11 protein-coding genes are annotated in these 21,644 nt (G+C 67.2%); 1 reads left to right on the forward strand and 10 read right to left on the reverse strand.

Annotated features, from left to right (window positions below):
* The first annotated feature begins 34 nt into the window (after nucleotides 1-34).
* Complete coding sequence (locus ND450_RS27385; protein ID WP_253320933.1) at nucleotides 35-1,003, forward strand: IS481 family transposase; 969 nt, start codon at nucleotides 35-37, stop codon at nucleotides 1,001-1,003.
* Nucleotides 1,004-1,013: 10 nt separating this feature from the next.
* On the opposite strand, the gene ND450_RS27390 is transcribed toward ND450_RS27385, so the two are convergent.
* From ND450_RS27390 to ND450_RS27435, 10 genes are all read right to left on the reverse strand, one after another.
* A complete protein-coding gene (locus ND450_RS27390; RefSeq protein ID WP_253321459.1) occupies nucleotides 1,014-1,970 on the reverse strand; it encodes a hypothetical protein in 957 nt (318 codons plus the stop codon).
* Nucleotides 1,971-2,069: 99 nt separating this feature from the next.
* Entirely contained in the window at nucleotides 2,070-2,957 is an 888-nt protein-coding gene (locus ND450_RS27395; RefSeq protein ID WP_253321460.1) for an SDR family NAD(P)-dependent oxidoreductase, read from the reverse strand.
* Between the two features lie 270 nt (nucleotides 2,958-3,227).
* Entirely contained in the window at nucleotides 3,228-4,412 is a 1,185-nt protein-coding gene (locus ND450_RS27400) for an ABC transporter ATP-binding protein (RefSeq protein WP_253321461.1), read from the reverse strand.
* 8 nt (nucleotides 4,413-4,420) lie between these two features.
* Nucleotides 4,421-5,266 (reverse strand): carbohydrate ABC transporter permease, encoded by an 846-nt coding sequence (locus ND450_RS27405; RefSeq protein ID WP_089909827.1) that lies wholly within the window; start codon nucleotides 5,264-5,266, stop codon nucleotides 4,421-4,423.
* Entirely contained in the window at nucleotides 5,266-6,228 is a 963-nt protein-coding gene (locus tag ND450_RS27410; RefSeq protein WP_371927420.1) for a carbohydrate ABC transporter permease, read from the reverse strand. The genes ND450_RS27405 and ND450_RS27410 overlap by 1 nt, the downstream gene beginning before the upstream one ends.
* Complete coding sequence (locus ND450_RS27415; RefSeq protein ID WP_253321462.1) at nucleotides 6,225-7,478, reverse strand: ABC transporter substrate-binding protein; 1,254 nt, start codon at nucleotides 7,476-7,478, stop codon at nucleotides 6,225-6,227. The genes ND450_RS27410 and ND450_RS27415 overlap by 4 nt, the downstream gene beginning before the upstream one ends.
* A gap of 167 nt (nucleotides 7,479-7,645) precedes the next feature.
* A complete protein-coding gene (locus ND450_RS27420; RefSeq protein ID WP_371927421.1) occupies nucleotides 7,646-8,170 on the reverse strand; it encodes a general stress protein in 525 nt (174 codons plus the stop codon).
* A 141-nt stretch (nucleotides 8,171-8,311) separates the two neighbouring features.
* Complete coding sequence (locus ND450_RS27425) at nucleotides 8,312-8,761, reverse strand: hypothetical protein (RefSeq protein ID WP_253321463.1); 450 nt, start codon at nucleotides 8,759-8,761, stop codon at nucleotides 8,312-8,314.
* On the reverse strand, nucleotides 8,761-14,910 hold the full coding sequence (locus tag ND450_RS27430) for an RHS repeat-associated core domain-containing protein (RefSeq protein ID WP_253321464.1): 6,150 nt from the start codon (nucleotides 14,908-14,910) through the stop codon (nucleotides 8,761-8,763). Before ND450_RS27430 ends, ND450_RS27425 begins: the two co-directional genes overlap by 1 nt.
* Nucleotides 14,911-14,929: 19 nt before the next feature.
* On the reverse strand, nucleotides 14,930-21,643 hold the full coding sequence (locus ND450_RS27435; RefSeq protein ID WP_253321465.1) for a LamG domain-containing protein: 6,714 nt from the start codon (nucleotides 21,641-21,643) through the stop codon (nucleotides 14,930-14,932).
* Nucleotide 21,644: the final 1 nt, after the last annotated feature.

The raw sequence follows: 21,644 nt of genomic DNA on the forward strand, positions 1-21,644 counted from the left end.
ATTGCGAAGTCAGTCACCACAGCCGGAGGCCTCGATGGCACACGCTAACGCCCGCCTGACTGTGCACGGACGCCTGGTCCTGGTTTCCAGGGTCGCCGCGGGCAGACCGGTCGCCCACGTGGCCAAAGAGCTCGGTGTGTCACGGCAGTGCGCGCACCGCTGGGTCCGCCGATTCCGTGACGAAGGCGCCGCCGGCCTGGCCGATCGGTCCAGCCGACCGCATCACATACCGTCGCGGACATCGGCTCGAACGGAGCAGCAGATCGTGACGGCACGCAGCGAGCTGCGGTGCGGACCGGCCCGGATCAGCGCCCGCACCGGCGTACCCGCTCGCACTGTGTCGCGGGTGCTGGCCCGGTATGGCGTGCCGAGGCTGGCCGAGTGCGATCCGCTGACCGGGCAACGCATCCGCGCCAGCCGACACACCACCCGCCGCTACGAACACCCGCAGCCAGGTGACCTGATCCACCTCGACGTCAAGAAGATCGGCAAGATCCCGCCCGGAGGCGGCTGGCGCGCTCACGGCCGCGGCCTGCGTCCCGGCTCCCGCCGCGGCCTGGGCTACGACTACGTCCACGCCGCCATCGACGACCACTCCCGGCTCGCCTACGCCGAAGTCCTCGCCGACGAACGCGGCACCACCTGCGCCGGGTTCCTGCTCCGCGCCACAGCCTGGTTCGCCGAGCAAGGCATCCCACGTGTTCACCGAGTCCTGACCGATAACGCCAAGAACTATCTGATCTCCCGCGACTTCGCCGCCGCGATCGCGGCGATCGGCGCTCGCCACAAGACCATCAAGCCACATTGCCCCTGGCAGAACGGCAAAGTCGAGCGCCTCAACCGCACCCTGCAAACCGAGTGGGCCTACCGCGAAATCTTCCTGGACAACGACGCCCGCACCGCAGCGCTGGCGCCCTGGCTCAACCACTACAACACTGAACGCGGTCACCACGCACTCAACGGGCACCCACCCATCAGCCGCGTTCAGTCACCAACCTCATGACCAAGTACAGCTAGCCGAGGGAAGCGAGCGCGCGGGCCTTGCGGAAGCGGTCGTTCGGGTTGCCGAAGTACTCCCAAGGCCACCGCATCACTCGTTCACCGCCGCGCACCAGGTGCTTCGCAAGCCTGCCCTTCGCGCGGATCTCGTAGTAGTACACCGAGAAGATCTGGTGTGCCCACAAGGAGTGCGGATGCCCGTCAGGACCGGCGAGCAACCGGTCGGACGCGGCGTCGACCTCGGCTCGCTGTCTCCTGAGGTATACGGCGCTCAGCTCGTGCCACCTCTGCAGCATCCCGTTGCCGGTCCACTCCTTCAGCAACTGCACCTCGATGTGCGCGATCGGGATCAGGCACAGCAAAGGATGTCCGTCGGGCAGGTTCACGACGCCGCCGCGGGCGAACGCGGACATCTCCCCCCGGCTGCCCTGCCACTTCTCCGCCGTCGACTGCAGTCGGCGCAGCGTCGCGTTGACCATGTCGGGCACCCGCCTGACGACCTCGTCGTACACCTCCGCGGCCTCGTTGCGGTGCCTGGGTGCTCCCACGGCCACCGACATCAACGCGGACCACGGCACCGCGTCGTCCGGCGCCAGTTCCGCCGCGCGGTGCAGCGTCTCGCGCGCCAGTCGGGAAAAGGCCTCCAGGCCGCGGAACTGCTCCGCGGTCGTGTCCTGCGCCCACGCGGCCCCCCGTGACTTCCAGCCTTCCGCGGCCTGCGCCACGCCGAGCAACAGCACCAGGTCGACATCGTCCGGCCGCTCCCTCACCGCCTTCACCAGCGCGGGCAGCACCACGGTGCCCGCAGCGCCGAGCACGTCGGCCGCGAGCTCGCGGCGGTGCGGCTGGTCACGGGTGGCGGCGAGGACGTCGCGAGCGGGCACGAGGTCTCCGTGCACCAGTGCGATGGCCGCACGCAGGAGTTCGTCGTCGTCGAAATTGGTGTTGACGTAGGCGGGAAGCACGGGCACGCGCGGAAGCTAGCACCGCGTCGCGCGCGACCGTCCACAGTTGATCGAAACGATGCGGGAGGCGCCGACAGGGCACCGAACGACGCCTCCCCCACCCACTCAGGCGGTCTGCGAAGGCTCCACCAGCGCACGGAGCCGGGGAGGCATCCTCTTCTCCAACCCGTACGGTTCGAGGTGCGCCTGCAGCACGCCCGTGAACGCCCGCTCGACCGAAGCGGTGTCCCAGTTGTCGCTCTCCAGGATCGGTTGCTTGAAGTACGGCTGGCCGACGATGTGCAGCTGCCTGCCGTTGCACCGGATGACCTGCCCGGTGATGCCCTCGGCGCGGTCCGAGAGCAGGAACAGCACCAGCGGCGCCACCTTGCCCGGCGTGCGGTCGGCCGGGATGGCGCGCAGGGAGCGTTCGGACTTCCACACCATCCGCGTGTGCGCGACGGGGCACACGGCGTTCACGCGGATGCCTTCGGATTCCAGGTCGAGAGCCCACGAGTAGCTCAGCGACGCCACCGCGCCCTTGGTCGCCGAATAGGTGGCGAGTTTGCGCTGGCCGAATGACGCGCCGGAGGAAATGTTGATGATGGAACCGCCACCGGTGGCCCGCATCGCCCGCATCGCCGCGATTCCGGTGTAGATGACGCCGAGAACGTTCACCTCGACCACGTGCTTGATGGTCTCGGGATCGTCCTCCCACGGCGCGGTCTCGTAGTTGAGCCCCGCGTTGTTCACGAGGCCGTCGACGCGGCCGAACTCGTCCAGGCACAGGTCGACGATCTTGGCCGCCTCGCTCGGGTCCGCGACCGTGTGGTTCGAGGCGACGGCTCGGCCGCCGAACTCGCGGATGTGCTCGGCCACCCGTTCTGCCAGGTCACCATCGTTGTCGTTGACCACCACGGACGCGCCGGCGAGGGCGGCGTGCATGGCGTAGGCCTCACCCAGTCCTCGGCCCGCCCCGGTGATGACGACAGCTTTTCCGTCCAGGATCCCCATTGCACGCTCTCTTTCACTCGGGCGGCGGTTCCCCTGACCCCCCTGTGGTCCTGTAGCCGCCTTCGACAAGCGTGCGGACGTTCCGGAGCCGCGTACTCCATGTTTCGATGAGATGTCGCTGCCGAGCGCCCAATGGTCGGGGTGAATTCAGCCCGGCAGTTTCCCCGGACTGATCGGCCCATGAGGACGGAGGGCTTTGTGCCTCACTCGTTCGAGTGACACGAACGGGCCGCCTTCCCGCATGGGGAAGACGGCCCGCAAAACGAGAATTCACCGTTCCGTGTAAGTCAGGTTCCTGCCGCTGGACGGGTCGAACAGCTGCACCTTGTCCGCGTCGAACCAGATGTCCGCCGAGGCTCCTTCCACCGCGCCGGACGCCGACGACAGCCGCGTCACGAGCGAGATGCCGTCACCCGGCACGTCGTCCGATCCCGCGTCCGCCGCGAGCTCCTGGAGCTCCGCCGAGGCCGCCTGCTCACCGGTGAGGTTGAAGTAGGCGTACTTGTCCGAGCCCATCGACTCCAGCACGTCCACCTGGTGCGTGAACTTGCCGCCCTCCGACAGCTTGGCCGGCTCGACCAGCGCCGCGTCCTCGAAGTGCTCCGGGCGGATGCCCAGGATCACCTCGCGGGGCGCGTCGGCGGCCTCGACGAGCTGGCGGACCCGGTCCGTCAGCGTCACGTCGCCGATGACCGACCGCAGCGCGCCGTTCTCCAGCGTCGCCGGCACGAAGTTCATCGACGGGGAGCCGATGAAGCCCGCGACGAACAGGTTCGCCGGCTGGTCGTAGAGGAACTGCGGCGCGCCGATCTGCTGCACGACACCGCCGCGCATGACGACGACCCGGTCGCCGAGGGTCATCGCCTCGGTCTGGTCGTGCGTCACGTACACCGTGGTCGTGCCGAGCTGCTTCTGCAGGCGCGACACCGAGGTGCGCATCTGCACGCGGAGCTTGGCGTCCAGGTTGGACAGCGGTTCGTCCATGAGGAACGCCTTGGGGCTGCGCACGATCGCGCGGCCCATCGCCACGCGCTGCCGCTGGCCACCGGACAGGTTGGACGGTTTGCGGTCGAGGTGCTGCGAGAGGTCGAGGATCTCCGCGGCCTCCTTGACCTTCTTCTCGACCGTCGCGTTGTCGACCTTGGCCAGCCGCAACGGGAAGGCCATGTTCTCCTTCACCGTCATGTGCGGGTAGAGCGCGTAGGACTGGAACACCATCGCGATGTCGCGGTCCTTGGGCGCCTTCTCGTTGACGCGCTGCCCGCCGATGCGCAGCTCGCCGTCGGTGATGTCCTCCAGGCCAGCGATCATGTTGAGCGTGGTGGACTTCCCGCAGCCGGACGGTCCGACCAGGATGATGAACTCGCCGTCGGCGATCTCCAGGTTGACCTCCTGCACGGCCAAAGCGCCGTCGGGGTACCTCTTGGTCACCTTGTCCAGAACGATCTCTGCCATTGGTCAACTCACCCCTTGACGGCGCCGGAGGTCAGGCCGGCGACGATCCGGCGCTGGAAGAACAACACGAAGAGGATGATCGGGATGGTGATCACGACGGCGGCCGCCGCGATCGACCCGGCCGGGTCCTCGAACTGCGAGCTGCCGGTGAAGAACGACAGCGCCACCGGCACGGTCCGCGACTGCTCGGTCGAGGTGAGCGAGATCGCGAACAGGAAGTCGTTCCAGCAGAAGATGAACACGAGGATCGCCGTCGTGAACACACCCGGTGCCGCGAGCGGCGCGATGACCCGCCGGAACGCCTGCCCCGGCGTCGCGCCGTCCATCTTCGCCGCCTTCTCGAGCTCCCAGGGGATCTCGCGGAAGAACGCCGACAGGGTGTAGATCGCGAGCGGCAGCGCGAACGTGATGTACGGCAGGATCAGGCCGGGCCACGTGTCGAAGAGGCCGAGCGAGCGCTCGATCTCGAACAGCGGGGACACCAGCGAGACCTGCGGGAACATCGCGATCAGCAGCGAGACGCCCACCAGCAGGCTCTTGCCGGGGAAGTCGAGCCGCGCGATGGCGTAGGCGGCCATCGTGCCGAACACCACGGCGATCGCGGTCGCGATGAGCGCGATGCCGATGGAGTTGATCAGCGCCCGCGTGAACTCGGACGTCGAGAAGATGTTCTGGTAGTTCTCAAGGCTCCACTCCCGGGGGATGAAGTTGCCGTCCGCCAGCGTCGCCGACGACTTGAACGACAACGACACGATCCACAGCACCGGGAACAGCGCGTAGATCACGACGACCGCGTTGAGGACACCCCAGCCGACCTTCTTGCCGGTGGTCTCCGCTCCTCCGATTCCAGCCATCAGCGCTTCCCCCCGTCGTCACTGCCGGGGGCAGCGGTGCCGAAGAGCTTGATGAACACGAACGCGATGATCGCGACCATGATGAATATCAGGACCGACATGGTCGACCCGATACCGAGGTTCAAGCCCTTGATCAGGTTGTTGTAGGTCAGCATCGACACCGACGACGTGCCCTGCGAGCCCGCGGTGAGCACGAAGAGGTTGTCGAAGATGCGGAACGCGTCGAGCGTGCGGAACAGCAGTGCGACCAGGATCGCCGGCTTCATGATCGGCACGGTGATCTTGATGAACCGCTGCCACCCGCTCGCGCCGTCCATCGCCGCGGCCTTGAGGAGGTCGTCCGGCACCAGCGCCAGGCCCGCCATCAGCAGCAGGGCCATGAACGGCGTGGTCTTCCAGATCTCCGCGATGCTCACGACGATCAGCGCGGGCACCTTCTCGGTCAGCACCGGGTCGCCGCCCAGCGCCTCGGCGAGGTAGCCGGTGCCGGGCGTCCAGGCGAAGCGCCAGGAGAACGCGGCCACGACCGTGACGATGCCGTACGGGATCAGCGTCGTCGTGCGGACGATGCCCCGGCCGACGAGCGCCCGGTGCATGATCAGCGCGAGCGACATGCCCAGCACCAGCTCGATCGCGACGGTGACGACGGTCAGCACGACCGTCACCCACACCGCGTTCCACCAGTACGGGCTGCTGAGCACGGTGACGTAGTTGTCGAACCAGATCCACTCGGTCCGGTCGGGGAACTTGAGGTCGAACCTCTGCATCGACAGCAGCAGCGAGTAGAGGATCGGCCAGCCGGTCACCGCGATCATGGTGAGCGCGGCGGGCGCGCAGAGGAGCCAGCCGAGCCTGCGCTCGGCCTTCTTGCCCTCGCTCAGCGCGACCTTCTTCTTGGCCGCGACGGGCGCCGGTGAGGCACCGGATCCCGTCGCGGTGTCCTCTGTCGTCGTCTGGCTCACGGTAGCACCCCCTTCGAGTCGAGAGCGTCCTGCAGTTCCTTGCGCAGCCTGTCCGCCGTGGCCTGCGGGTCGATGCCCGCGGGCGGCGACAGGATCGTGGAGATCACCGTCGAGACGTTCTGGTAGGCGGGCGTGCGCGGCCGCACACTCGCGTTCTTCAGCGTCTCCTTGATGTCGTCGCGCATCGGGTACGCCTCGGCCATCTCGGGCTCGTCGTAGACGGCCTCGATGGTCGGCGGCACACCGTCCTTGAGCGCGGCGAGCTTCTGGCTTTCGGCGCCGCGCAAGCACAACACGGCGTCGAACGACTCGTTCGGCTTCGTGGTGTAGTTGCTGACGGCGTAGTTGATCCCACCGACGGTGACCTTCGACTGCTCACCGCTCACCGTGGGGTACGGCGCCCACTTGAAGTTCTTCGCGAAGTCCGGCTTCTTCTGCGCCGCCGCGTAGACGTAGGGCCAGTTGAGCTGGAACGCCGCGTTGCCGTTCTCCATGGCGAGGCGCGCGTTGTCCTCGGCCGCGTTGGAGAACGACGGGTCGATCGCCTTCGACGTGGCGAGCTTCTTCAACGCCGCCAACGCTTCCACGGCCTTGTCGTCGACGACGGCCTTGGTGCCGTTCTCGTCGAGGATCGTGCCGCCGTTGGAGTTGACGAGCGTGTTGTACAGCACGACGAGCCCCTCGTACTGCTTTCCCTGCCCCACGATCTGGCCGGGCTTCCCTTCCGCCACCAGCGCCTCGGCCATGGAGATCATCTCGTCCCACGTCTTCGGCGGCGTGGGCACGAGGTCCGAGCGGTACCAGAGCAACTGGACGTTGGTGTTGTCCGGAGCCCCGTACAGCTTGCCCTCGTAGGTCGCCGTGTCGAGCGGCGTCTTCAGCGTGCCGGACTCCACCTGCGACTTGACGGAGCCGGTGAACTCCTTGATCCAGCCCGCCTTGGCGAGTTCCGCCGTCCACGTGACGTCGAGCCCGAGGACGTCCATGCTGTCGTCCTCGGCCGCGAGTCTGCGCACCATTTGTTCGCGCTGGCCGTCCGCCTCACGCGGCAGCTTGTTGTAGACGATGTTGTACCGCCCGCCGGCCTTCGCGTTGCACGCGTCGACGATGGCCTGGAAGTTCTCCTGGGGGTACTTGTAGACGTTCACGGTGATGCCCTGGTCGCCAGACCCGCACGCCGTCAGAGTCCCCGCCGCGAGCATCGCGGCTCCCACTCCGGCCGCGAGTCGATAGCGCCTTGTCGCACCCATCGGCCCTGCCTCCTTCCCGACTGCACGGAGGAGCCAGACCGCAGCGCCCGGCACCCCTTCGTGCCACCGGCAGCACCCGGCTGACCGGTCAACCGAACCTAGGCCCGGTGATCAGGTGCCGCAACCAAGGGAAGCAACGATTCAGAACCAATGACCTTATGAGACCTTTAAGAGCTCGGGTTCGCAGGCCGCATCGCGAGCCTCGCGAGCAGGTCACGGCCCTTCTCGGCCGACTTCGGGTGACAGAGCACGTCATACCTGTTGGCGACCAACTGGGACGCGGACTGGAAGTCGCGCTTGCCCTTGGCCGACCCGTACCCGACCGCGGCGAACACGAGCCCGAAGAACACACCGGTGATGAGACCCGTCAGCACCGGCCCGACGGTGACACCGGGCTCGGGGCTGAAGAGGGTCAGGAGCAGGCCGACGAAGAGGCCGAACCAGGCACCGCTCGCCGCTCCTGTCGCGAGGACGCGGCCCCACGTGAGCTTGCCGGTGATCCGTTCGACGAGCATCAGGTCCACGCCGACGATCATCACGTCCTGCACCGTGAAGTCCTCGGTGGCGAGGTGGTCGACCGCGCGCTGCGCCTCCTCGTACGTGGCGTACGAGCCGATCGGCCACCCCGTGGGCGGGGTGGGCAGGCGGGGAGGGACGCCGGGCCGGTTCGGGTTGGCGAACGGACTCGTCACGGGGACCACCTCTGTCGGACGCTGATCGTTCCATCCTGCCAGTGCCCGGTGCGGGATGCCGAGACGCCTACGGGTGTTTTGCCGGTTTCACGAGAAGGGGCGGCCGGAGCTACCTGTTCCAGCCGCCCCTCAACGGACTGCCTACGACACCTCGGCAGTGGTGACGATTCCGTCCTGCATGAACTCCACCAGCGCCATCCGAGATGGCAAGAAGATCCAGAAGTCAGGAGCCTCCTGCACGATCTCGTTCAGGTGCCCAAGCGCTACAGCACTCGACATCGACACAGTGGGCATGACGAGCGTTCCCCAGAAGATGACCAGGTCTGTTTCCTCTCCGAGGACTTCGAGAAGTCTCTCCCCGAGGACCTGCACACCGTGATCCTCATCCCTGAAGGAAGTCGTCACAACCGGCACGCCTTCCCATCGGATACGGCCGCTGGAGAGGTGCGCGAACCGGTTCAGACTTCGTTCTTCGAGAGCATGATTTTCCTCCGCCGTCAGAACCTCGACTCCGAGTACATCACGCTTCTTAGCGGTCGCCATGAAAGCCGGGAGCAGGTCAGGGCGACTACCGTAGAGGTTTTCACTCATCACGAGTTCCCCTTCAAGAGTCGCAGGAAGTCCTCTTCGGTCCCCCGCCAAGGAACAGCCCACTTCTTCGCTGACTCACCCTTGCCGACCATGACGTTGATGTGCGGCCCCTTGTCCGGATCCCAATCCATTCTGAACTGCTTGTAAACTCCGTTGACCCGAGTGGTGAAGCCGACCGTCTTGTTGTAGGTCGAAGTCGCCTTCTCAAGGCGTCCAACCATGGGCTGCCTCGTCGACGGATCGATCTCGCCGAGCAGATTGAGGGCTTCGTTGCGGGCTTGTTCAAACGAATCAAACCGGTCGAGGATGATTTCCTTGCACGGCCCTGCGTTGTGCACCAGGACCGACTGGGATCCAGCGACCACATAATACGTGTGGACACCGTCGATCGCCAGGTTGTAAGTCCGCAGGTCGGCTTGGTACTGCCTGAGGCCTGAGATCTCAACACGCCCGTTGCCAGGCGCGTTGAGCTTTTCGCCGACCTCGAGGTCCGCCGCATCCACCCACTCCTGCTCGGAGACGTTGTAGAACGGGTGGTGTGCAGTGGCGCGAATCGTCTCCGGCCCCGTCGGCGTCGACACGGTGACGTCGACATAATGCTTGTCCTCGTCCGTGACGATGACTGCCAAAACCTCGTGCTGTTCGGTTTTTTCACTCGACGGCTCACTGTTCGCGACGATGTCGCCGACCTTGACCTCATCGATGCGCTTGGCCGTTCCATCGGCCATCAACACCAAGGTGTCCCCTGTGAAGCTGTTGCGACCGCAAGCCCTTTTCACGAACCGCTGGACGGACCTCGCCAGCGGAGCGTTCCCGCCTCGCCCGTTGCCGGAAAGCGCCCCGGTCTCACCGAGGAACAACAACCAGGGAACGCTGATCTCGTTGTAGTCGTCGATCGAGCAGCTTCGGTTGCAGTAGGCGATGAGCGCGTTGAAGGTGTTCTCTACGTTGTCCTCGGATCCGATCTCACCGGAGACAGGACCACCGAGCGCCTTCATCGCCCTCGGAATGTGGACATCGGCCTCAGCCGGGGTCCACGGCAACTTCACACCGTTCAGGTAAGCAGCTCCCTCGGTGTAGTCGGCGACGAAGCCATTGCCGTAGTCCTTGACGTCTTGCAGCGCCACGCCGCCGGGAGCGTCGCTGCCACTCGAGTAGTTGTTGTGGCTGAGGTGGCAGTTGTGGACGCACTGGCCGCTGACGTTGTTGCGCGGCCCGTTGGGGTTGTGACCGGGGTCGCCCGCGCAGACGTTGTAGTCGCAGTAAGCCAGGCCGGTCGGATCGCTGAACGTGATCGGGCTGTTGTTGGCGTACGCGTAGGCGTTCCACTGCTGCGGGTCGGCGTGGTCCATGATCGGATCGACCGACGTGAACCTGCCGAGCGCCGCGTCGTACTGCCGTGCCCCGATGTGCACCAGACCGGTGGATTCGTCATCGGTACCGCCGACGAATCCACGCTCGCCGGGGAAGTCGGTGACGGGACCGCGAGATTCACCGAACGGCAGTTGACGACGTTGCTGCACCTCCATCGTCGACCTGTTGACCGCGATCTGGTTCGTGCCCTGCATGTCCGAGGCGAGCCAGGTCAGTTTGGTCTTGCCTTCGCGCATCGCGACGGTGCTGCCGCCGTGCGCGTAGTAGCGGGTCACGCTGGGAGTGGCGGCGCCCTTCGCCAGTCGCAACTCCTGGTCTCCCAGGTACAGCGTGGTGCCATCCGGGTCGCGGCGGATCAGCCTCGATCCATCCGCGCCGTAGACGAACTCGGTGACCTTGGCGCCTTCCGTCACCTTGGTCACGCGACCTTCCGCGTCCCAGTCGAGGGTCTGGCTGTTGCCCTTGACCTTGCGCGTCGCGGTGGCACCGATCGCGTTGTAGGTGAACTCGTCGACCTGGTTCACCCCTGGACCTGCCGTCGTCACGGAGTTCACAGCGTGCGCCCGCGGCGAGCCGCTCGCCGGGTAGCCGTAGGTCCGCGTCGTGTCACCGGCCGCGGCGTGCCGCGTCTCGGTGAGCCGGTTGCCGGTCTGGTCGTAGCCGAAGGAGTGCCAGTAAGGGGCCGGCCCCGACAACGACGCCGTTGACGGCGCACCCGCGCAGTCGCCGCCTGGGGTCCACGCCTCGGTGAGCCGCCGGAGGTAGTCGTACTTGAAGCACTGGCGGTCGAGGGGCTTGCCCTGCGCCGCGTCGGTGATCGAGTTGATGTTGCCAACGGCGTCGTAGGCGTAGTTCACGTCAGCCTGCATCGGCGACGCGACTTCGGCGTCGACGATGTAGCGGTTCATCCGGCGCGTGTTGTCGTCGTAGTAATTCGACAACCACATGCGCTTGCCGGTCGTGCCGAGCTCGAGCCGGTACAGCTCGCCCAGGCGCGTGTAGGCGGTGGTGTTGACCAGCGTGTCCGTTCCCGAACCGCTCAGCCCCGCCGACGTCTTGAGCGGCCGGCCGAAGTCGTCGTACTCCGTCAGCACCGTTTCCGACGGCATGCCCGCCACGGTGATGGCGCCGTACCCGATGGCTGACCGGCTACCGTCCGGCTTGTAGGTGAAGCTGGCCTTGTAGAGGCCCTTGAGGGGACCTTCGCTGTCCGGGATCTGCGTCTCTACGGAGAGCGGCTTGTCCAGCGACGAATATGCCTTGATGCGGTTGACGTAGGCCTGCCCACCGGAGTACTGGGTCGACGACGCCAGCAGACCCTTGCCGTATTGAGCGGTGTCGTACGTGAACTCCTGCAGGACCGTCGCGCCGGACTTGACCGACATCTTCCGGCCCAACGCGTCATAGGTGGATGTCAGCGTGGAGTTGCGTGCGTCCGTCACGGACTCGACACGGTTGAGGGCGTCATAGGTGTAGGTCGACGTGCCCTTGTCGACGTCCTCCGCCTTCGTCAGGCGGCCGCGCAGGTCGTAGCTCCACCGCCACGTGTTGCCCGCCTGGTCGGTGACCGATGCGAGCTTGCCGGACGAGGTGTAGCTGTACCGGGTGGTGTCGTGGTCTCCGGAAGCGGCGGCACCCTTGTACTGGTGCAGCTCGGTCATCTCGCCACGAGCGTTGCTCACCACCGTCGTCGGTGTGCCTCCGGAGGGCGGTGTGGTTTCGACGCGGTCACCGCCGTATGCGGTCGTCGAGCGCCATTTCTCCTGACCGCCGGCCTGGAAGATCGTGTGCTTGGCCCTGCCCGCCTCGTCGTACTCGGTGCGGGTGAGGCCGGGCACGTCGGTCTCGCTGAAGGACAGGAGGTTCTTGTCGACCGGGTTGGCGTTGAAGAACTCCTGGGTCGCACGGACGACACGGCCCTGCGAGTCGTACCTGGTGTCGACGATCAGCCGGCCGCCGTAGGTCGGGTACTGGTTCTGGCGCACCCGGTAAAGTCCGTCGTAGACGACCGTGGCCTTGAGGTAGTTCCCGTTCGGCGCCAGTGTCGTGGAGGTGATCGAACTCGGAGCGTCCCGCTGGACGTCGTAGAGCAGCGACATGCTCGGCCGGTCGGAGAAGTCCTCACGCGGGCGGTTCGGCTTCCACAAGTGCATGGTGCGGCCCAGGGGGTCGAACGCGGCCTCGGTCGTGTTCCCGTTGGCGTCGACGATCTTCGAGGCCAGGCCCCAGGCGGGCTCGACCGTGCTCGTGACGGCATGTCCCAGTGGATCCGTGACAACGGTGCCGGTCACAGGCCCGCCGGTCGCCGGCGTGTACTCCGTCCGCGAAGTGTTGTTCAGCGCGTCCGTGACCGTGAGGGGTCGGCCGTATGCGTCGTAGGTCGTCGTCGAAGTCGTTGCCCAGACAGGATTCGACGCGGGCCTCTGGTCGATCACCTCGACCTTGGTCACGTTCGCGGAATCGTCGTAAGTGGACTTGCTCCCGCCCAATGCCTGAGCGGGGAAGACCGCCGTGGTTCCGCAACTGACGGCCACGGTCTCGGTCTGGGACGGGTAGGACCACATCCACTTCGCCGAGTTCTGCGCGTACGCCGTCCTCGTGCACCGGTCGTCCGCCGCGGTGCTGACGTCGCCCAGATCGTTGGCCACGACGACCTGGCCGTGATCGTCGTACTCGCTCTCCGACTTCGTGACGCGCCAGCCGCCCGCACGCAGCTTCGTGTAGGAGGACGTGGACGCGGTGCCGGTCCAGTAGGCCTTGAAGTCCCCGCGCGTCGAGGTAGGGCCCGACCAGGCCGGAGTCGAGATCGACTTGGCGACGACGTCCTCGCTCGTCCCGCTGTGGGTCTGGCTCTCGAAGCTGAAGCCGTGCAGCCAGTCCGAGTCCTCCCTCTCGCCCCCTTCCGAATCCTTGACCTTCGCCGATCGCACCCCGTTGTTCGGCAGCTTGTCACCGTGCATACCGCGGTAGAAGCGTTCCTCGGTCATCGTCACCGGGCCACCGGCATCGTTCTCGTGGCCGCTTCGGATCCGGACCCGGCCAAAACCGCGGAACTCGTTCCAGGACTTCTTGTCGTCCTTGGTGAACTCCGACCGGTCGTAACGCCATGCGGCGCCGTCCAGGTACTCGTACTTCACGATCTGCTCGGCACCGCCGGCGTACCGGTCCGAAGTCGTGATCGACTCGACCACGTACTTGTGGAAGTAGTCGTCACGTTCAGCACCGAGGTCGGGAGCCCACTTCACGGGGTAGCAGCGCAGGGTGTTCGACTCCGCGTTCGCGGGCATCGTTCCACCCGGCACGCAGTCCGGAGCCGCGTACTTGATCGTGGTGACACCACCTGCCTCGGAGACGACACCCGTGATGCGATAGCGCTTCAACGGACCGACGCCCGTCGGGACGTCGACGCGGTTCGACATCGCCGTGCCCTCGAAGGTGACCTCAGGAAGCCCGGCGTCTCCACCGACCAGTCCGGTGTGAGTGATGCCCTTGAGCCACAACGCGGCCTGGTAGACGTCGTCCCCCTTCGGGAACTCGTGCCGCAACGTCCAGCGGTCCACGTCGGTGTAGTTGGTGCCGCGCAGCACCTGCGTCGTGACCGTGGACAGCTTCTTCGTCGACCAGAACGTGGGCGAGTAGTTGTCCTTGCACGTCCCCGTGTCACAGCGTGCAGAGATCGGCGCGTCCGGCCAGTTCTCCTTCTTGTCGAAGGTGCACGTGGAGTCCTTGACGCACCTGTCGGTGAGGCCGAACTCCACCCTGCCCGTCGCCTGCCCGGGCACGGTGCTGTGCAGGCCGTATTCGATGCGCTTCAACGTGCCCGCGCGCACGTAAGTGGCGGCCGCCTCCTTGAGGTTCTTGCCGTAGTTGTTCGTCTCGGTCTCGTACGAGTACAGGATCACGTTGCCACGCGGATCGATGACCTTGTCGAGCATCCACCGCCATGCCTGATCGCACGACGAGGTGTCGAAGGTCGTCTGGTGGCAGGGCTCACCGTTGTCGTCGCCGAAAACGGGAACGGTCCACGTCGACTTGGCCTCGGGCCGCGAGCCGAACAGGTACTGGGTACCGTCGACCGTCGTGATCTTCCACGACTCGCCGTCGTTGTCACCGTTGCCGGCCACCGTCAGGCGCTCGATCCGCGATCGGTCGTCGGACTTGCCGTGCCAGGTGCCGGTGGCGTCGTCCTTGATCAGCATGCCCCCGCGGCCGCCGTACGAGGCGGTCGCGTTGTCGCTGCGCCAGCAGAGGTCACCGGTTTTCGGTGGCGTGGTGCCACCGGAGTCGTCCTGGGAGCACGCACCGTAGGCACGTTCGATGAATCCTGCGGAGAGGTCCCAGCCCTCACCGATCCACGAGGGCTGGTTGTTCGTGACCGAGGTCAGACCGTCCACTGCGGACGACCGGTAGGACAACCCGAGGGAGGGAACGAATCCGCCGGGTGCCGGCGGAACCCGCAGGGGATACGCCCAGCTGAAGTCACCGCTCTGCTTCGACACCTCCCACGAGGCCGAAGCGGAGAACGGTGTCGCGGCGAAGGAACCACCGCCCTGCTGGTTCCCCGCCGCCGGTTGGTTGCCGGACAGAGCGCGGGTGGTCGCCTCGTCTTGGCCGCGCGAGGTCAGGGAGCCGTTGGTGGTGGAGACAGACTTCACGTCCGGCGCGTTGACGGACGGGCCGGGGGCGGCGATCGCCTGCTGTTCGACGGTGGCGGTGACCGCCGTCAAAGCCAGGCAGACCGCCAGCCCTCTGATGAGGGCGCGCTTCAGTTTCATTTGTTCGTCTCCCCAGAGGTCAGAACGTCGCAGCGGTGGTCGGCGGGCTCACGAGCACGAAGCCGAGCGACTGCTCGACCGGATGTCCTTCGCAGTTCACCGAGTCGAACCTGTTGCCGACGCCGTTGGCACGGCAGCGGAACAGCTCCTTGGACGGCATGCCGGCCGGTGCGGTGGTCCAGATGTTGCCCGCGCTGCCGATCTTCTGCTTGCCGCCACAGGTCGAGTCCAGCGAGCTGAAGGTGTCGGTGCCTTCGCGGCACACCCACAGCGTCGTGGTGCCCTGCTCACCGGTCATGGCCAGGTAGCCGAGGATTCCCTCGGACTTGTAGCCCGGCAGCACGCCCTGGGTGGTGCTCCAGTGGTCCCAGGGGAACTGGGTGGTGAGGTAGCGGACGAGCGGCGTGTAGGCGCGCAGCCAGCCGAGGCGCTTCACCTTGGTCTGGCCCTCGCAGTCGGCCGCGAGGGACGTGAACCGGTCCGCGTTGACCACGCAGAGGGTGAGCTCGACGGTCGGGATGTTGGTCGGCTTCACGGAGTAGACGGCTCCGGTCTCGCCGATCAGCGTCGCGCCCTCGCAGTCCGCCGCGGTCGAGCTGAAGTGGTCGTTGCCCGACTTGCACGAGTACAGCCGTTGCGCGTTCGGCTCGGTCGGCGACACCGGCCGGCCTGCCACGCCCTCGTAGCGGTAGTTGGGCAGCGGCGGCACCGAGGTGAGGCCCGTGTAGTGCTCGCCGGTGCCGTTGATGCTGACGTAGCGACCCAACTGGCCCGCGGCCGGCAACGGACGGGACGCGTGCTCGAGGATCTGCGCCTCGGCCACCGCGCCGTCCACCGTCCGGACCTCGTCGACGAGTCCGGCGAACAGGTCGGCGTCCTTGCCCTGCCACCTGCCCTTGCCGATCGTCATCCCGCCGTCGGACGGCCACAGCCTGGCCGACTCGCTGCCCGCGAGCTTGCCGTCGACGTAGAGCCGCAGCTGGCCGGCCCCGTGGTCGTACACGCCGGCGAGATGCGTCCAGCTCCACGTCACGGCGGGATCGGCGGACTGCGCCTTCGCCAACGGCGCCTGGTCGGTGTCCTGGCCGGGTGCGGCGAAAACCCACCTCTTCGACTCGGGCCGGTACTGCAGGACGAACGCGCTGACGTTGGTGCCGTTCTGGCCGAGCACGGTGTAGGTCTTGTCGTCGCGCTCCAGCCTCGCCCACGCCTCGACGGTGAAGCTGTCACGGGTGTTGACGCCGTGCCACTGCGCTGCCGCCGAACCGGTGCCGTCGAGCTTGAGCGCGTTGCCGATCACGCCCTGGACGTACGAGGCGCCGCCCGTCGTCGTCACGGGGTTGTTGCGCCAGGTGCTGTCCTTGCCGCTGTTCTCGTCGAACTTCCACAGCCCGTTGTCGTTGGTCGGCACGTCGTCGTGGACCTTGGCGATCTCTCCCGCCGTCAGCGCGCCGCGGTAGACGCGGACGTCGTCGATGCCGCGGTAGAACCAGCTGCCCTTCACACCGTTCCACTTGTTGCGACCGATGGTGAACGGACCGGTGGCGTTGAACAGGACCGCGCCGGTCTTCACCGCCGACAGAACACCGTTGACGTACAAGCGAAGATGCTTCGCTTTGGTGTCGTAGACGACCGCCAGGTGCGTCCACCGGTCGGTTTTCGCGAGCTCGGTCGACACCAGCACCGTGGCGGGTGCCCCGTCCTCGTCCTTGCTCGGCTGGACGACCGCCCACTTGCCGGAGTCGCCGTTGTAGGACAACACGAACGCGCTCTGCCGGTTGCCGTCCTGCGCCAGGATTCCGCGGTTGCCGGTGATGCCGGACTGCGCGTAGGCCCAGGCGGAGACGGTGAAGCTGCTCAAGGTGTCGATGATCGGTCCAGCGGTCTCGGCCGCGGAGGTGGAGCCGTCGAGCGAGACACCGGCCGCGCTGCGCCCACCGATCCAGGTGGGGGCGGTACCGACGAACGTCGCCGTGTTGTTGCGGCCACTGCTGTCGGCCGCGGTCGTGCCGCTGCCTTCGTTCATCTTCCAGTGGCCGAGGTCCGCGACGGGCAGCGTCGCGACCGGCTGGTCGTCCTTCGGGTACGACTCGTAGAGGCCGAACACACCTTCGTTGCTCAGGGCACCGGTGTAGAAGCGGACGTCGTCGACCGACCCGGTCCAGCGCTCGGCCGCGACGCTGCGAGCCTTCGCCCGGCCGATCTGGAGACCGCCGTTGGCCTGCCACGTCGAGTTGACGATGCCGTCGCCGACGCGGTTGCCCTGCACGAAGAGCAGGACCTGCTTCGCGTCGCGGTCGTACACGCCGACGAGGTGTACCCACTCCCCGAAGTCCTCGACCTCCGCCGACACCGCGGCCACGGTGACCTTGGTGGCGTCGGTGTCCTCCTCGGTCATCTCGAACAACCAGTTGCCCGTGAGGTCGCGGTTCTTGACGAAACCGAGGCGGAACTTGCTGTTGTGCGCTCCGTCCTGGCTCACCGCGACGCGCTTGCAGTCCCCGTCGCACGCGGGCATCCGCACCCAGGCCGACACCGTGAAGTTCTGGTCGGTGCGGACCACCGCGCCGGTCGAGACCTCCGCGTTGGTGCCGTTGAACGACACCGCGTCGCCCAGCTTACCCGGGGTGTAGGTGGCGTTGGTCAGCGTGCCGCCCTTGCCGCCGACCGAGTCGCCCGCGGCGGTACCGGTGCCCTCGTCGAACTGCCACTTGTGCACGAGGCTGAGGTCACGACCGGCCTTGTCGCGGATCTCGTCCGCGAACAGGAGGCGGTTGTGCACCTCGACGTCGTCGATCGCGCCGGGGAAGTAGTCGGCCTGTCCGCTGTTCCACAGGCCCCTGCCGATGCGGAACTGGCCCGTCGCGTGGTTCCACGCGTTGGGGTGCGCGGCGAAGCCGGACTCAACACCGTTGACGTACAACGTCATCACGTCACGTGCGGCGTCGTACTGGCCGACCAGGTGGGTCCAGATGCCCAGCTGGGCCACGGCACCGACCGCGCGGTCGCGGCGGCCGCCGCCTGCCTGGTCGGTCTCGTACATCGTGAACGCCCAGTGCCCGTCGGGCGTCGCCTGGAGCTGGAACGCGCTCGTCGTGGTGCCGTCCTGGGACAACACGGTCGGCGACTGGTTGTCGACGAGCTTGTCGAGCCGTGCCCAGGCGCTGACGGAGAAGTTGCGTGACGTGTTCAGGACGTGTGAGGCGTAGAGCGACGCACCGGGCACCCCGGTGAGGCGCACGCCGAGGTCCTTCGGATCGGAGTTCTCGCTCTGCCCGCCGGCCCAGCTGACCGGGTCGCCGAGTGACGCGGTGCCGTTGTAGCCCGAGGCGTCGACGCCGTCGCCGTCCAAGCGCCACTGGCGCAGCGGACCGGCGTCGAGCTCCACGATGTCGGCGATCTCGTCGGCCGCCAGGGTCCTGCTGTGGACCCGGACGTCGTCGAGGTCACCGCGCAGCGCGGCACCCTGCTGGTCGTTGCCCATGACGAAGGCACCGGCCGAGTCCCAGAACGGCTTGGTCGCCGCCGTGCTCGTCGCGGCAGGCACGCCGTCGACGTAGAGGGTCGCCTTCTTGGTGCCGGAGTCGAAGACCGCGGCCAGGTGCGTCGGCGTGTTCGCCACCGCGGTGGCGGGACCGGTCTGCGCGAGCACGTTCCACGCGGTGCTGCCGTTGCCCTCGGTCATGCCGAACTGCCAGTGGCCGTCCTTCTGCTGCAACACGAACCCGCTGGAGTCCGGGCCGTCCTGGGACAGCACGGTCATCGGGTCGTTCGTGTCCGTGAGCGAGACGTGGGCCGAGACGCTGAAACTCTTGTCCGTGCGCACGACCGGGCCCGTGGTGCGGACCTGGCCCGAGCCGTCGAAGCGCAGCGCGTTGTCCTTCGGCTGGGAACGCTGCTCGAAGAACGAGACACCGCCCGACAACGCCGCGGACTCGCCGTTGGCGGCGGAGTTGCGCGCGACGGTGGCGCCGTCCTCCTCGAAACGCCAGTGGCCGGCCTGCACGTTGTCGCGCCGGACCTCGCCGCGCACCTCGGTCTCGCTGAGAGCGCGGTCGTAGGTCCGCACGTCGTCGATCGCGCCGAGCCAGTTGTTGACGAACGTGCTCTGCGCCTTGGCCTGGCCGATGCGCAGGACGCCCGCGGCGTTCCACGGAGAGGTGGCCTGCGAGGTGCCCTGCAGGACTCCGTTGACGTAGAGCCGGACCTGCTTGGTCTCCGCGTCGAACGTGCCGGTGAGGTGCGTCCAGGCGCCGAGGGTCGGTTCCTCGAGCGACCTCACGCCCGCCCAGGCGGTCGGGTTCGCGGAGTCCTGTTGCGGCATCACGAAGAACCAGCGGCGGTGGTCGGCCTGGTACTGCAGGCAGAAGGCGCACACCACGTTGCCGTCCTGGCTGACCGCGGAACGCCACCACTGGTCGAGGCTCCCGTCGAGCCGCACCCAGGCGGACACGCTGAAGCTCGAGTCGGTGCGCACCGAGTTGGGTGCCGTGGCGTGGCCGCCCATGCCGTCGAGCGCCAGTGCGGAACCCGAGGCCCCCGTGGTGTAGCTCGTCGTGCCGTGCGTGGTGCCGTGGCGGTCGCCCAGGTACGCACTGTCGTTGACGTTGCCGTCCATTGTGTACTGGGCGATCGCGCCGCTGCCCGCACGGACGTAGATGTGGTGGGTGTTCGTCGGGCCGGGGTTGTTCGCCCTGTCCCTGGAGCGGACGAACAGGTCGCGCGGACCGTCGCCCGGCGGTGTCAGCGTCACGGACGCGGTGCCGCCGAGCCGGTCGGCGTTGACGAACTGCGGTGGCGTGGTGTCCCCGCCCCACCAGTACTCGAACCTGTCGGTGTCGGCGTCCTTGGCGGTGAAGGTGAACTTGCCCGGGACGGTGGTGCCGCCGTGCCAGCGGTTGTCCGCGGGGTAGGCGAGGCTCGTGACGTCCGGCTGGTTCGCCGGAGCGGTGCGGTCGATGCGGAACTGCTTCGGCCCGATCACGTAGCCGCCCTGCTTGGCGCCGTCGGACGCCGCCACGAACCACGTGATGAGCCGGTTGTCCTCGACGTTGGTGAACGAGACGTCCCGTGCGGCCAGGGAACCAGAACCGTGCGGGCCGGACGAGAGCACGCGCTTGTTCTGCTTCGCGGGATCGCCGGGAACGACGTCGTCGTAGACGTCCCAGATGCCGTTGACCTGGTCACCGTCCGGATCGGACAGTCGTGCGCGCAGCTGGACCGTCGAGTCGCCCACCCACGGCATGCCCTCGCAGTTGGCGCAGGCCTGGGGGTCGGGGTTGGTCGACGGCTCGGTCGGCGTGTTCGGGGTGCCGTTGTAGTAGACGACGAGCTTCGACTCGCCCGGGTTGAACTTCCGCCAGAAGTCCTGGTTGTTCTCGTCGGCGGCGCGGATCGAGAAGGTCGAGTTGCCGCCCTTGTCGATCTGGTCGGGGAAGTTGTTCGCCGTGAACGAGAGGTACTTGTGGCCGGAGCAGCCGCTGTAGACGGAGGAGATGCCGATCTCGCTGATCACGCCCCAGTCGGCGGGCTGGTTGTTCCAGTTCGTGCCCGAGCCGACGTCCCACTGGGACTGGTAGAGGCGGTGGTTGTGCGTGACGTTGCACGTCGGCGAGTGCACGACCGCGACGTCGAGCCTCGCGGAGGAGATGTCCTTGCCGGCGAGGAAGCCGGTGTAGTACTGGAAGTACGTCCTGGTCTTCAGGTTCCACCCGTAGGCGCGACCGGACCTGGCGGTGGGGTTGATCCCGATCCACCAGGCGTTCGGGTCCTCGGCCTGGGTGTCGAACCCGTTCCAGTGCGTGCCTTCCCGCATCGCGTGGGTGCCGTCGTCGTAGACCGTGGTCCAGCCGTCGTTGGTGCCGACGTGGGGTCCGGGGTCGACGTACACCGGGTAGACCGTCGCGGGGTCGGTGAGCATGCCCTGGTGCGGCACCAGGGTGAGGGCGTCGGCGGCGAGCTCCACGCCGACGACCTGCTTGTCCGTGCGCGGAGCCTCCGGGTTCTCCTGCTTCTTCGAGTCCCACATCAGCGAGGTGGGCACCTCGAACACCTTCGCGCCCACCGCGTCGACCATGGTGAACGCGCCGTTGTCGCCGGGCTTCAGCGTGAGACCGTCGGTCTTCACTCCGAACCGGACGCGCGCGACCTCCTTGGCCGCCTCGCGGTTCTTGACCACGAGGAGCTGCTGGTAGCCGTCGTTGCGCGCGATCATCCGCAGGTCGACACCGGGCAGGACCTCGGTGTAGGTCGCGACCGGGCCGTCGAGCTTCGGCGCGGGCAGGGTGCCGGGCCAGGTCAGCTCGAACGTTTTGCCGTCCTTCGCCAACCGGACGAGCGGCTCCTTCTCACCGCCGTCGGAGAACGTGAGGCCGGCCTCGGTGGCCTTGGGCGCGACGCCGCCGTCCACCGGGGCGAGATCGGTGCTGATCGCGACCCATTCGCCGTCGCGCCGCACGCGCTGCGGGGTGGTGGAGAGCATGGCCTTGAGCTGCCCGTCCGGCTGTGCGAAGACCTCACGCGTCGAAGTGCGCAGGTTGAGCGCCTCGACCTCCCTGCCCTGCGCGCGGGCGGCCGTCAACGCGGTGCCGGTGTCCGGCGCCTCGGTGACGGGCTGCGGTGCGGCGGGGGTCGGCGGCTGGTCGGCGACGACGGCCACCACGGTGGCGGTCAGGGCGAGTGACAGCAGGGCTGCGGAGACGTTTCTGGACGTGCGCAGGCGCGACTGACTCACC

Source organism: Lentzea sp. HUAS12, assembly GCF_024125735.1.
GTDB classification, from domain to species: domain Bacteria; phylum Actinomycetota; class Actinomycetes; order Mycobacteriales; family Pseudonocardiaceae; genus Lentzea; species Lentzea albida.